General features: G+C 41.1%; 13 protein-coding genes. 12 read left to right on the forward strand and 1 reads right to left on the reverse strand.

The annotated features are described in order from the left end of the window. Positions 1-11 precede the first annotated feature (11 nt). From nirD to C3F34_RS16275, 12 genes are all read left to right on the forward strand, one after another. A complete protein-coding gene (gene nirD, locus C3F34_RS16220; RefSeq protein ID WP_044740744.1) occupies positions 12-1,631 on the forward strand; it encodes a nitrite reductase small subunit NirD in 1,620 nt (539 codons plus the stop codon). A 60-nt stretch (positions 1,632-1,691) separates the two neighbouring features. Continuing rightward, positions 1,692-4,472, forward strand: coding sequence for a nitrate reductase (locus tag C3F34_RS16225; protein ID WP_104442098.1), 2,781 nt, complete (start codon positions 1,692-1,694; stop codon positions 4,470-4,472). Then, a complete protein-coding gene (gene mobA / locus C3F34_RS16230) occupies positions 4,469-5,080 on the forward strand; it encodes a molybdenum cofactor guanylyltransferase (RefSeq protein ID WP_104442099.1) in 612 nt (203 codons plus the stop codon). The genes C3F34_RS16225 and mobA overlap by 4 nt, the downstream gene beginning before the upstream one ends. A gap of 128 nt (positions 5,081-5,208) precedes the next feature. Then, positions 5,209-6,225, forward strand: a complete 1,017-nt coding sequence (gene moaA / locus C3F34_RS16235; RefSeq protein WP_104442100.1) for a GTP 3',8-cyclase MoaA — start codon at positions 5,209-5,211, stop codon at positions 6,223-6,225. Between the two features lies 1 nt (position 6,226). Beyond that, positions 6,227-6,490, forward strand: a complete 264-nt coding sequence (locus C3F34_RS16240; protein WP_104442101.1) for a MoaD/ThiS family protein — start codon at positions 6,227-6,229, stop codon at positions 6,488-6,490. Positions 6,491-6,495: 5 nt separating this feature from the next. Continuing rightward, the gene (locus C3F34_RS16245) at positions 6,496-7,023 is read left to right on the forward strand and encodes a molybdenum cofactor biosynthesis protein MoaE (protein ID WP_104442102.1); all 528 of its coding nucleotides are present in this window, start codon (positions 6,496-6,498) and stop codon (positions 7,021-7,023) included. Positions 7,024-7,045: 22 nt separating this feature from the next. Beyond that, positions 7,046-7,969, forward strand: coding sequence for a bifunctional molybdenum cofactor biosynthesis protein MoaC/MoaB (gene moaCB, locus C3F34_RS16250; protein WP_104442103.1), 924 nt, complete (start codon positions 7,046-7,048; stop codon positions 7,967-7,969). Further along, positions 7,969-9,195: a molybdopterin molybdotransferase MoeA gene (locus tag C3F34_RS16255; RefSeq protein ID WP_104442104.1), complete on the forward strand. Its 1,227-nt coding sequence runs from the start codon at positions 7,969-7,971 to the stop codon at positions 9,193-9,195. Before moaCB ends, C3F34_RS16255 begins: the two co-directional genes overlap by 1 nt. 37 nt (positions 9,196-9,232) lie before the next feature. After that, entirely contained in the window at positions 9,233-9,997 is a 765-nt protein-coding gene (gene modA / locus C3F34_RS16260) for a molybdate ABC transporter substrate-binding protein (protein WP_104442105.1), read from the forward strand. Between the two features lie 10 nt (positions 9,998-10,007). After that, positions 10,008-10,691: a molybdate ABC transporter permease subunit gene (gene modB / locus C3F34_RS16265; protein WP_104442106.1), complete on the forward strand. Its 684-nt coding sequence runs from the start codon at positions 10,008-10,010 to the stop codon at positions 10,689-10,691. 4 nt (positions 10,692-10,695) lie between these two features. Further along, complete coding sequence (locus tag C3F34_RS16270) at positions 10,696-11,334, forward strand: ATP-binding cassette domain-containing protein (RefSeq protein ID WP_104442107.1); 639 nt, start codon at positions 10,696-10,698, stop codon at positions 11,332-11,334. A gap of 113 nt (positions 11,335-11,447) precedes the next feature. Continuing rightward, the gene (locus tag C3F34_RS16275) at positions 11,448-12,341 is read left to right on the forward strand and encodes a LysR substrate-binding domain-containing protein (protein ID WP_016168010.1); all 894 of its coding nucleotides are present in this window, start codon (positions 11,448-11,450) and stop codon (positions 12,339-12,341) included. Between the two features lie 68 nt (positions 12,342-12,409). Here C3F34_RS16275 and C3F34_RS16280 read toward each other — a convergent pair whose 3' ends face one another. Next, positions 12,410-14,221, reverse strand: a complete 1,812-nt coding sequence (locus C3F34_RS16280) for a monovalent cation:proton antiporter-2 (CPA2) family protein (protein ID WP_044740733.1) — start codon at positions 14,219-14,221, stop codon at positions 12,410-12,412. Between the last annotated feature and the right edge of the window lie 205 nt (positions 14,222-14,426).

Consider the following 14,426-nt stretch of genomic DNA (forward strand, 5'->3'; position numbering starts at 1 on the left):
GGAGAACGTAAATGACTATTTTAAATGATAAAAATATGCTTCCAGATCAAAACTGGGTTGAGGTCTGTGATTTAAATGACATCACCCCGAATACGGGCGTAGGGGCTTTGGTTGAAGGAAAAGCGATTGCTTTGTTCCGTGTAGGGACAGAAAAACGCGTTTATGCATTGAGCAATAAAGATCCTTTCAGCCAAGCCAATGTCATGAGCCGTGGCATTATTGGCGACTTACAAGGTGAACGTGTTATTGCATCGCCCATTTATAAGCAGCATTTTAGTTTAGCCACTGGACGTTGTTTAGAAGATAAAAATCAAAAACTACTGGTGTTCCCAACCAAAATTCAAGATGGCCGTGTTTGGGTGAGTCCAACAGCACAAAAAACCTATATCACCAACAATGGGCCTTCTTCAGAAAAAATGAAGTTGGTTTTGGTTGGAAATGGTTTGGCAGGTATGCGCTGTCTTGAAGATTTGTTGGATATGGCACCAGATCGTTATGAAATTACCGTGATTGGTGAGGAACCTTGGGGCAACTATAACCGTATTATGCTGTCGCCAGTGTTATCAGGTGAAAAAACGTTTGAAGACATTATGTTGCATCCACACGCATGGTATCTCGACAAAGGTATACGTTTTATTGCAGATGATCCTGCTGTCAAAATAGATCGTCCACGCAAACAAGTCCATACCCAAAAAGGCATTGTGGTGGATTATGACCGACTCATTTTAGCCACAGGGTCTAAGCCTTTTGTGCCGCCAGTAAAAGGTGCAGACCTAAAAGGTGTCGTGAGTTTCCGTGATATTTATGATGTCAATACCATGTTGGAATATTGTGAAAACAAACGTAATGCTGTGGTGATTGGTGGTGGGTTACTCGGTTTAGAAGCTGCTTATGGCTTAAAACGCCGTGGTATGAATGTCACCGTTTTACATTTAATGAATCGGATTATGGAACGTCAACTGGATGATCGTGCCAGTCAAATGCTTCGTCATAGTATTGAGCAAAAAGGGATTCGAATTATTACTGAAGCCAATACTGAAGAGCTAGTGGGTACAGATGGTCAAGTCCGCCAAGTACGTTTAAAAGATGGCAGCGTGTTAGATGCAGATTTGGTGGTCTTTGCAGTTGGTATTCGCCCGAATATTGGCCTAGCGCAAAGTGCAGGACTTAGAACCAACCGAGGGGTGATGGTGAATGACACCATGCAAACTTTTGACCCAAGTATTTATGCAGTGGGTGAATGTATTGAACATCGCAGTCAGACCTTTGGTTTAGTCGAGCCTTTATGGGGACAAGCTTTTATTTGCGCGAGTCACTTGGCAGAGCATGGCAGTCTGACCTTTAAAGCTCCAACGGTTCCGACCCAATTAAAAGTCAGTGGTGTCGATGTGTTTTCGGCAGGGAATTTTGAGCCTAAAGATAATTTTGAAGACATTATTTTAAATGATGAAAAACGTCAAATTTATAAACGCATCATCATTCAACAGGACAAAGTCATTGGAGCCGTCTTGTTCGGAGATACAGAAGATGGTGCTTGGTATGCCGAACTGATTGCAGATCAAACCCCAATTTCCAATATTCGCAATAAGCTGCTTTTTGGTCGGGATTTTGCATTAAAAAAAGTAGGTTAATTCAGATCACGCATCATTTTTTGCTGCCATGGTTTTAAAAGTAAGAATAGGGAGCACCGTATGACCAGTATTCCATTTGTGGAACTCCAAAACTCAACAGCTCCAGTTACAGCGAGCACAAAAACCACCTGTCCGTACTGTGGTGTGGGTTGCGGTGTAGTTGCACATGTCAAACATACGGCGCAAGGTCAAGTTGTGAGTGTAGAGGGGGATGCATCACATCCCTCTAACTATGGAAAATTGTGTATTAAAGGCAGTAATTTGGCGGATACACTTGGGTTGGAAACGCGCTTATTACAGCCCATGCTCGGAAGAAATACACAGCAAACAACAACAACTTGGGATACTGCACTCAATCAAATTGCGCAGCAATTCCAAAGCTGTATAGCGCAATATGGGGCTGAAAGCATCGCATTTTATGTATCGGGGCAATTACTGACCGAAGATTATTATGTGGTGAATAAATTCGTAAAAGGCTACTTAGGTACAGCCAATATTGATACCAATTCTCGCCTCTGTATGTCATCTGCTGTGGCCGCACATAAACGGGCTTTTGGTGAAGACATTGTTCCTGCCAGTTACCAAGATTTCGAACAAACCGATATGGTGGTTTTGGTGGGTTCAAATACGGCGTGGTGCCATCCCGTATTGTATCAACGGATTATGCAAGTCAAAGCCGAACGCGATATTTTTGTGGTTGTGATTGATCCACGTTTTACCAGTACTTGTGAACAAGCCGATTTACATTTGCCAATTTTACCGGGGCAAGATATTGCACTATTTAATGGACTCCTGCAGTATTTGCATCAAAATGGATGTGCAGATCAAGCCTTTATTGATGCAAATACACAAGGTATTGAAGCTGCTTTGCTCAGTAGCCAAGCAGAACAAAATCCAGAAGATGTCGCAAAACAAACGGGAATTACACTAGAGAAATTACAACAATTTTATGCCAAATTTGCACAAACTGAACGAGTAATGACCCTATTTTCAATGGGGGTCAATCAGTCTTCACAAGGTGTGAATAAAGCCAATGCAATTACCAATTGCCATTTATACAGTGGAAAAATTGGCAAGATTGGTGCGGCACCATTTTCAATGACAGGTCAGCCAAATGCGATGGGTGGACGTGAAGTAGGTGGTTTAGCCAATATGTTGGCAGCTCATTTAGATATTGATAACCCTCAACATCAGCAATTGGTACAAAACTTTTGGCATAGTCCTGTCATTGCTAAATCCTCTGGATTAAAAGCAGTTGATTTATTTGAAGCTGTTGAAAGTGGCAAAATTAAAGCACTTTGGATTATAGCCACCAATCCTGTGGTGAGTTTACCTAATGCAGATCAGGTCAAACGCGCCTTAGAAAAATGTCCTTTTGTGGTGGTTTCGGATATTTGCCAAAACACCGATACGACAGCATTTGCCGATGTTTTACTGCCCGCTTTAGGTTGGGGAGAAAAAGATGGCACAGTGACCAATTCTGAGCGACGTATTTCCAGACAACGGGCATTTTTAGATGCACCGGGAACGGCCAAAGCAGACTGGTGGACAGTTTCGCAAGTGGCAAAAAGAATGGGATTTTCTGGTTTTAATTTTGAAAATGTCAGCGAAATATTTAACGAGCATGCACAACTTTCAGCCAGTGAAAATGTCCCCTTAGCACAACGTGATGAGTCAAAAAGCTTTCGTTATTTTAATTTACAAGGTTTAACAGGCTTAACCTTACAAGAATACGATGATCTCAACCCCATTCAGTGGCCAGTATGGGATAAACAGCAAGCCATTGAAACGGTACGACATATCTATGCCAATGGGCAATTTAGCCATCCTGATGGTAAAGCCAAATTTATTGCTGTTGAAAACATTGCTCCTGTAAATGCCTGTACCAGTGAATATCCTCTAGCTTTGAACACTGGTCGTATTCGTGATCAGTGGCATACCATGAGTCGAACAGGATTATCGGCTAACTTAAGTACACATCGCGCAGAACCATTTTGTGAGATTCATGCGCAGGATGCTTTGAAATATGGTTTGAAAGAAGGGGACTTGGTCGAAGTTTCATCGACTTGGGGACGCTGTGTTTTAAAAACTGCTATTTCTCAAGGCATCCGTCGTGGGCAAGTTTTTGCCCCCATCCATTGGAACGATCAAGTCGCTTCAGATGCCCGCATTGGTCGAGTGGTCAATCCTGTGGTGGATGCTATTTCAGGTGAGCCAGAATTTAAGCACACACCCGTGATGCTGCAACCATTTTATACTCAATGGCAGGGCGTATTTTATGCTCGCAATGAGTACGCCGCTATGGTCAAGGCTTCTATAGAAACCTGTGTGTGGTGGACCAAAGTGACCACTGCCAAAGCTGTTCGTTATGAACTGGCAGATCGCCGTAAATACGATGACATTACCAAACATTTAAAAGAACTTTTACCGTTTCAAGGTGAAAGTTTTGAATGGTTAAATGTTGACGATCATTCGGCACAAATCAGTCATAGCATCGTCTTAAAAGATGGCATTTTGATAGCCAGTTTATATATTGCCCCACGTGGTTTACTGCCAGACCGAGACTGGGTTGCAGGATTATTTAAGCGTGAGCGATTAAGTGCCATGCACCGTAAAGCGTTATTGGCGGGTCAACCTATTTCGATGAACAACAATGAAGGCCCATTGGTGTGTAGTTGCTTTAAAGTGGGTAAAAATCGAATTATTGAAACTATTAAAGAGAAAAATATTAGCAATGAAAAGCAAGTTACAGCTTGCTTAAAGGCAGGAGGCAATTGTGGTTCTTGCTTACCTGAAATTCGTGGCTTAATTAAAGCCTGTCAAACGGAGGATGTGGAATGATTCAAACTTATCCTGCCACTGATCTTGTCATTCTTGCAGGAGGACAAGCACGACGTATGAACGGAATGAATAAACTTTTACAAACCTTTGATGATCAAATCCAGCTTTTAAAAATTCATCGAACCCTAAAACAGAAGGTGAATTCTATTTGGGTGAATAGCCATCGAGACTATTCACTTTACCGTGCCTCAGTGCCAAGTATTGCCTATTATCAAGATGAGGAATCTGGGTTTTTAGGTCCACTGATGGGCATGAAAAGCGCTTGGACACATGTCCCATCGGACTATGTTCTATTTATTCCTTGTGATGTCACCTACATTCCATCTCGTGTGCTTGAGAAACTTCATGCTGTACTGGCAAAAAACACACAGGCTGAAGTGGCTTATGTCGAATTGAATGGACGTGCACTGTATCCGTTCTGTTTGTTAAAACGCAGTGCGTTGGAGCAATTAAATCGAAACATTGAACGAAAACAGTTCAGTTTAAAAAGATGTTTTACTGAAATGCACCCTCAAGTTGCACGATTTAGTCATAAAAACCTATTTTTTCACAGCATTAACTCACTCGATGAACTACAACAGTACCAACAATTAAAATTTCTTAATTAAATCCAGAGATAGCACAAAGTTGGAACACTTATTGCTGAGTCATTTATAGCTATGAGCACAATCAAAGTGCAATCAGTTAATAAGCACAATTCTTGGGCATTTGGTCATTCCCACATGGAATAACATGCATGACAGTATCTATGGTAGAAACCCGTGCTGCATTTATAGATCAATTTGGTCGCAGCAAGCGTAAACTCAGAATTTCAGTGACCGATCGCTGTAATTTTAAGTGCGTCTATTGCATGCCTGAACATCCTGAGTGGATGAAGAAACATCAGATTTTAAGCTTTGAGGCATTGTTTCAGTTTTGCCAGTTTATGGTGCAAAACGGGATTGAATATATTCGCATTACGGGTGGGGAACCTTTAATGCGTCAAGGGGTTGTGCATTTTGTTGCGGAACTGCAAAAACTTAAAAAAATCGGACTGAAACAAATTTCGATGACCAGCAATGGTCACTACTTAAAAAAATATGCGCAAGATTTAAAACGTGCAGGGCTAGACAGTATAAATGTCAGTTTAGATAGTTTAGATGCAATACAGTTCTTTCAGCTCACCCAAAAGCAGCTTGCTCCCGTGCTTGAGGGAATTCAAGCCGCATTAGCTGTGGGGCTGCCATTAAAAATTAACAGTGTGCTCATTCAAGGAAAAAATGAAGATCAAATTATTCCCTTGGTGCAATGGGCAAAAGACCTCGCTATTCCACTGCGTTTTATTGAATTTATGCCTTTGGATGGAGACCGACATTGGAACGCTGAACATGTGGTCAGTGAACAGCAAATTTTAGATACGCTTGCAACCAAATTCAGCATAAAACCTTTAACAGGCAATACTCGAAGCCCAGCCAGACAGTATTGGGTCGATGGGCATCAAATCGGCATTATCTCCACCATTACCCATGCTTTTTGCGGTGAATGCGATCGTGTCCGACTTACTGCTCAAGGTGAATTTTATAACTGTCTATTTGCCACACAAGGGCTAGCACTTAAAACTGAAATTGAGCAACTTCAGACCGAGACAAAACAAAATGCAAGTGTGTTGCAGCAGAAACTTGAATCTTATATCTGGAACAAAAAAGCAGGGTTCCATGCCATTCAGGCCCAGCAAACCCATAGAAAAATTAGTATGCACATGATCGGAGGTTAATATGTTGCAATCAAATTCAACCATCCAAATTAAAATTGAAGCTTATGGTGCAGTTGAAAAATTATTGCCTGCAAATCTTGTCATTTACAGCCCACCCCATAGTGATATCGGGGCAGCGTTAAGCCAAGTCATGTCACTTTATCCCGAAGCAAAAACCTTGATTGAGCGCTGTGCCTGTGCAATCGGTGAAGACATTATCCCGCGTCATTTGGTTATTGAACATGCAATAACCCTCGTATTGTTATCGCCAGTGGCAGGGGGGTAAGTCTGATGAGCCTGAAAAATTTCCCACGAGTTCAAACCGCCGCATTAACGCAAAGTGATTTTGATGGTATCCAACATTTTCCTGAATGTGGTGGTATTGGTATCTTTGTCGGGACGGTACGTAATCACCATGAAGGTAAAGCGGTCAAAGCGTTGAAATATACTGCTTATGCTCCTGTTGCTGAAAAAATGATTCGCGCCATTGAGCAAGAAATTCAAGCCAAATATCAAGTGTCCTATGTTCGGGTGGTTCACCGCATTGGTGCTTTAGATATTGGCGATACTGCAATTATTGCCATGGCTTATGCAGCACATCGTCGAGAAGCCTTCCAAGCCTGTGAAGAAGCAGTGGAACGGGTTAAGCATGAAGTTCCTGTCTGGAAAGAAGAGTTTTATACAGATGGTTCGAGCCAATATGTAGAAGGTTGCTGTATCCGTAAAGATCAGGATTATGTTGCCATTACAACGCCTGTTCAGTCACATGCTCATCATGAATCATGTTCACACCATCAAACAAAAGCGGCTTCTGTTTAATTTTTAGCAATAGGAAAGCACTATGAAAAATGTAGGCATGAAAGCCGAAAGCTATAGAACCGCAGTAGCAACGGGTATTTTGTATGCACCTGCACATTGTATTGAGCTACTCCGCAATGGCAATACTGAAAAGGGTGATGCACTAAAAACTGCCCGTATCGCAGGAATCCTTGCAGCAAAGCGTACCGATGAACTGATTCCCTTGTGTCATCCATTACCTATTTACCGTGCAGATGTGGAATATGAACTCTTCGAGCAACATGTCTTAATTACGGCAACGGTTGAAACTATTGGCCCAACAGGCGTGGAAATGGAGGCATTAACCGCGGTCAGTCTAGCGGGATTAACCCTCTATGACATGCTCAAGCCACATTGCGAACCAGAAGATTTATGCTTAGACCAATGTAAACTGGCGAAGAAAAAAGGGGGCAAGTCTCATTATACTCGCGCGCTAAAAGATGCCATTCCAGCTTCAATTATTGTCCTCTCCGATACTGTTGCCGCAGGCAAAAAGCCAGATACCGCAGGCTTAAATGTGCTGGAGATCCTTCAAGAAGCCAATTTTAAAGAGCTTGCTTATCAGGTGATTCCAGACAGTCCTGAACAGTTGCTGGCATTAATCGAACAGCAAAAAAATGTGTATCCTCTTATTCTGACCGTGGGTGGAACGGGGCTTGGTCCGAAAGATCTTACAGTAGAAACCTTACAGCCCTTAATGAAACGAGAAATTCCGGGGTTGATGGAAGCCTCGCGTAGTTTTGGTCAGAAACGCACACCTTATGCAGCGCTTAGCCGTGGTGTTGCAGGTTATATCGATCAGAGTCTAGTGATCACTTTACCCGGAAGCCGTCAGGGTGCGAAAGAATCCCTCATTGCGATTCAACCTGCATTAATTCATCTATTTGATGTCCAAAAAAATATTCCCCATGCCGGAGGGTATCAATAATGTCAGGTTGTGGTGCTGAAAAAGGGTTGATTGGTGTAGATCAAGCCCTTGCGACTATTGTAGATCGAGTTCATGCATTAGCCAGTGAAAGTATTCCATTGCAACAGGCATTAAATCGATACTTAGCAGCAGATATTCACTCTGAAATTGATTTGCCCTTGTTTAGTCAAAGTGCGGTCGATGGTTATGCCATATGCAGCAATCAGCCAATCCTTGAGAATACCAAGTTTGAATTGATTGGTGAAATCCGTGCGGGGCAAGATCAAAACTTGCAACTTGAACATGGACAGGCACTACGTATTTTCACAGGCGCAAAAATCCCTGAAGGTACAACAACCGTTGCACGGCAAGAAATTGTCACAGCATTGGGTTCTGATCAAATTCAAATCAATATCGCCTTAGAAACACATGCCGATATTCGTGATGCAGGAGAAGAATTGAGTCGTGGACAACTGCTGGCAAATCAAGGACAGCATTTAAGTTTTGGGGCTATCGCTGCACTGACGATGGCAGGAATTCAACAGGTTGAGGTCTATCAATTTCCCAAAGTTGCCGTGGTCATTACTGGAGATGAAGTCGCTAAAACACTAGATGATTTTAGTGCGGGAAAAATTTTTGATGCCAATGCCCCTTTAATCCAAGCATGGTTTGAACAACAGCAGCAAAACGTCAAAATTTACCATGCCGAAGATACCGAACTGGCGCTACAACAGTTGATTCAACAACTCAAACAAGAGTACGACGTCATTTTGACCACAGGTGGGGTTTCAGTCGGAGACTATGACTTTGTGCGACCTGTGGCATTAGCGCAAGGCTTTCAGCAAATCTTTTGGAAAGTGAAACAGAAACCCGGTAAACCGATGCTCTTTGCAGAATATCAACGTGCATCTGGCGATACCTGTTATTTATTAGGACTGCCGGGTAATCCTGCTGCGGTATTTGTCGGTATGCAAATTTATGGCGCTACTTTATTAAAAACATTACAAGGTCAGACTCAATTACCTAACTGGTTTAGCGCAACCTTAAAGCAATCCATCAAAAGTGATTCGAGAGAACGCTTTCTAAGAATGTTTGCTCATTTTGAGCAAGGGCAATTATGGGTCGAAAATTTATCAAAACAGCAATCACATATGCTGAGTAATTTGATGCACGCGAATTGTTTGGTTCGAATACCTGAGAATCAGGTTTTAAGTGCAGGATCAACGGTACAAGGGCTTTTTCTGTAATCAAACCACTATCGTTAAATTAAGAGGTTGGAATTGTATGAAAATTAAACCTGCTTTAGTGCTTGTTACAACCTGCTGTTTGAGCATTTTAAGTCATGCCAATACCGTCAAAATCTATGCCGCAGCCAGTTTATCCAATGCTTTAACTGATATTTCCAAACAGTATCAGGCACAATATCCAAAAACTAAAATTGTGCCTGTGTTTGGCGCATCTTCTGCCTTAGCCAAACAAATAGAAGCAGGAGCAAGTAGCGATATCTATTTCTCTGCGGATCTGGATTGGATGAATTATCTGGTACAAAAACAGAAAATTAGCGGTAAGCAAGTTCATCCTTTTTTATTGAATCAATTGGTCGCCATTAGCCCACGTCAATTAAATATTCCGTTTCAAGCCAAACCACAATTTAACTTTGCAGGAGCTTTTCAGGGATACCTGTGTACAGGGCAAATGGAATTTGTCCCTGCTGGGAAATATGCCAAGCAAAGTTTAATTAAGCTGAATTGGTTGAATGCGTTGAAAGGTAGAATTGTGGGAACAGATGATGTACGCGCTGCTTTGGCATTTGTTGAACGTGGGGAGTGCACTGTTGGAATTGTCTATAAAACCGATGCACTCATTAGCCAGAAGGTTAAAATTATTGGGACTTTCCCAGCCAATTCACATCATCCGATTATTTATCCCATTGCGCTTACTCAGCAAGGCGTAGCAAATCAGGATGCCAAACTATTTGAACAATATGTGCGGACGAATAGCAAAGCAAAGCAAATTTTTCAACGTTATGGTTTTGTTTTAAAACAATAGGACTGAATCCATGTTAAGCCCAGAGGAACTCAGTGCATTATATTTATCAGCCAAAGTCGCGATATTTGCGACCTTGCTGAGTTTGCCTTTTGCCATTGCTTTGGCTTGGGTTTTAGCACGTTATGAGTTTCGGCTTAAATTTTTGTTAGAAGCAATCTTACAAATGCCGATGGTATTACCTCCTGTGGTTTTGGGCTATTTACTCTTGGTTTTATTTGGGCAACAAGGCTGGATTGGGCGCTACTTAAATGAACTCGGTATTCAGGTGGTTTTTAACTGGAAAGGCGCCGTACTCGCTTCAATGATTGTGGCTTTTCCCTTGATGGTTCAGCCCATTCGTCTGTCTTTTCAATTGATTAATCAACAATTAGAACAAGTAGCGGCAACTCTAGGCGCAAGCCCGATACGGGTGTTTTGCAGTATTAGTTTACCTTTGGCAATTCCAGGCATCATTATTGGGAGCATCTTGTGTTTTAGCCGTAGTCTGGGTGAGTTTGGTGCAACCATTACTTTTGTTGGCAATATTCCAGATGAAACACGCACGATACCGATTGCAATTTATTCATTTCTACAACAACCCAATGGCGAAGAAATGGCAATGCGCTTAGTTGCACTTTCTATGCTGTTGACCTTTAGTGCATTAATTGCCAATTATATGATTTTGCAGAAATATCAAAAGCAATTAGGAGTTTAACGTCATGTTGAGCTGTAAATTCCATTATCAACGAGCTGATTTTAATTTAAATATTCAACTTGAAATGCAGCACCCAATTTTAGGCATTGTCGGTTCATCGGGAAGTGGTAAAACCACCTTGCTCAAGAACATAGCAGGATTACTCAATCCGCTATCGGGTGATATTCAATTGGGTTCTCAAACTTTATTTGCTTCATCTCGGAAGATCAACTTAGCGCCCCATCAACGACAAGTTGCTTTAGTCTTTCAACAAGCGTTGTTATTCCCACATTTAAATGTTCAACAAAACCTAAAATATGCAGAAAAACTTCAAGATCCTCAAGATATTAAATTTCACTCTGCACAAATTGTAGAATTATTAGAATTAGAACATCTGATTCAACGCAAAGCCCATCAACTATCAGGGGGTGAAGCCCAACGTGTTTGTATTGGACGTGCATTGTTGTCGTCACCCAATTTATTACTTTTAGATGAACCACTTACAGGTTTAGATCGTCAACTCAAACAACAAATATTACCTTTTTTGAAACGCATTAAAGATGAACTAAATTTACCGATGATTTATGTCACGCATCATATGGATGAATTAAAAAGCTTAGAGGCGGAGATTCTCACCATGCGTGAGGGGAAGTTATTAATTTAAATAATTAAGAAAATACATACAATCACAGAAAAAGATAGAATTTGATATTGGCGTAAATATGAAAAAAAGCGATGATATGCGCTTATTGAAATAAAATCAGGATTTCTATTTTAGTGTTCGAACTTGACTGTAAACTTCTCAGCATTTTTTTCTATGTGTATAAATTTAAAAGTGTTTCGGTTGCTGCAGAACAACTCTGCATGAGTCAACCTGCGGTCAGTAATAGCTTAAATAAAATCCGTCAACATTATAATGATCCGCTATTTTTACGTATTGGCAATGAAATGATGCCAACGGAACTTTCCAAACAACTCTTTCCTTTGGTGAGTGAAGCCTTAAACCGAATTGAATTAATTAATAATTTCACCATCGATTTTGATGAAATGAATTCACATCAGCAATTTAACATTGCGATGACAGATGTATCACATTTAGTGTTGCTGCCAAAGATTTCACAATACTTGAAACAGCATGCGCCCCATGTAAGATTGAATGTACGCCCGATTACCTCTGAAACCAGTTACCAAATGGCAAATGGAGAAATTGATCTGGCGATTGGTTTCTTGCCGCATATGGAAAATGGTTTTTATCAACAATTGCTATTTGAACAATACTATGTGGTGATTGCCGCGAAAAACCATCCTCGTTTAACGCCAAATCATTTAACCATTGAACAGTATCTGGCAGAGTCACATATAGATATTGACGCTGGCATTGGTCATTATCATATTGAAAATGAGCTGTTAAATTTAGATTTAAAACGCAACATTATCATGCGCTTACCAAGCTACTTGGGGGTGGGTTTGGTAGTGCAAGAGTCCGATGCAATTGCCACTGTGCCTTATTACCTGAGTGAAGTACTCTTATCGCGCGGTAATTTACAAATTTTTAATGCGCCTATTTCATTTCCAACTTATAGCGTAAAACAATTTTGGCATATGTCATGTCATCATAAGACCAGCCATCAATGGCTAAGACAAATGTGCCATGAAATTTTAGCGCGATAAAAATTTCTCAAAATATAAAAAAGAGGTCTAATCAGACCTCTTTTTATTTATGACTTTTATAGTTTTGATTACTGTTGTGTGTCGCATTCATTAATAATTTGCCCTGCATGCTTAGGCGTGATTAATGGTGCTGTCGGGCGTGGGCCTGTGTATTGTAGGCCAATTCCTGCATAAACATCATCTGCTGCGACTTCTGTTTCAAAACGTTCTTTATCGCGTTCACGAATTTCGCGACTAATTTCTTCAACCTCGTTTAGATCAACGCCAAGTTCTTCTAAAATCGCACCACCAAATACCATAGCCGACTCAAAAGTCTCTCGAATCATGTAATCGACATTTTGTTTAGCCAAATGTAAGGCATGTTCACGGTCATAGGAGCGTACCAATAGTTTGGTTAGGGGAAATTCATGCTGTACCAACTCTACAATTTTATTCGTAGTTTCTTTGTGGTCTACGCAGACCACAATGGCTTCAGCGGTGTCTGCACCTGAAGCATGTAAAATATCTAAACGGGAACCATCGCCATAGTAAATGGTAAAACCGAAACGTTCTGCGTTCTGAATCATGTCAATGTCATTATCAATAATCGTGACATCAACACCGCGCGCGAGTAGTAATTGACTGGTCACTTGCCCAAAACGACCAAAACCAATCATCAAAACTTTACCCGAAAGCCCATCTGCAATACGTATATTGTCTAATGAAACTTGTGCTGTTTTTTGGGTAAATCGTTTAAATAAAATACCGATAATTGGTGTAAGAATCATCGACAAAACTACAATAGCGGTAAGATTCGAGCGTTCGACAGCGCTAATTACTTGAGCGCTCATTGCTGCCGTGAACAGCACAAAAGCAAATTCCCCGCCTTGAGCCATCAGTAATGCACGATCAAGCGCTTCGATATGCGGGCTTTTGGTTAAACGAGCGGTAAGATAGATCATCACTGCTTTAACAAACATTAAAGCAATGACAGCACTGAGAATGAGCGGCCAGTTATTTTTCACCACGTTTAGGTCTAGGGACATGCCAACACCGAGGAAAAACAAACCAAGTAAAATTCCTCGAAAGGGCTCAATATCGGCTTCAATTTGATGGCGGAAGGTTGATTCTGAGAGTAATACGCCCGCTAGAAAAGCACCCATTGCCATAGAAAGCCCACTAATTTGCATGAGCAATGCAGCGCCTAATACAACTAACAATGCTGCTGCGGTCATCACTTCACGTGCTTTCGCTGCTGCCAAAAGACGGAATAGGGGATTAAGTAACCAATAGCCTGCCGCGATCAAACCCGCAATTGAAATTAAACCAATACCAATACTTTGCAAACGCGCCGAGGTGTTTTCAACAACATGATTTGGTGCAATAAACGCGACTATCGCGAGTAAAGGAACAATCAGTAAATCTTCAAATAAAAGAATAGAGACAATTTTTTGCCCACGAGGTTGTGCAATATCACCTCGATCGCCCAAAAGTTGCATCACAATGGCAGTAGATGTGAGGACAAAACCCGCAGCACACACAAAACTCACTTGCCAAGAATAGCCATAAACTAAGCCAACGCCAGTCAGCCCAATTGAACATGCAATAATTTGTAAGGTTCCGAGTCCAAAAATTTCCTTTCTTAAACTCCATAAATGTGAAGGACGCATTTCTAGCCCAATCACAAATAGATACATCACAATACCCAGTTCAGCGATGTGTAAAATTGATGCTGAATCATAAAAAAAAGCCAAACCAAATGGCCCAATAATTAATCCCGCAATTAGATAGCCCAATACCGAACTCAGCCCCAAGCGTTTGATCACTGGCACAGCGATGACTGCCGCAGTTAGCAAGATTACTGGGGAAATTAGACTGATAGAATCCGCTTCTGCACTCATATATTTCTCATATTTATTGAATTATTTTGAAAAATATTAACTGATTATGCGGTCAGAGGACATCATAATTTGAACTTGAGTCAGATTGAATTACAGGACTAAAGACGCCAAATTGGCTTTGAGAATATTTGAAAAGTCTGATTTAAAATCATAATTTGTATTGCATCAGCATCAAATTTGAAGATTTCGATTGCTGATGCAAATC

Source organism: Acinetobacter sp. ACNIH2 (genome assembly GCF_002934965.1).
GTDB lineage: Bacteria > Pseudomonadota > Gammaproteobacteria > Pseudomonadales > Moraxellaceae > Acinetobacter > Acinetobacter tandoii.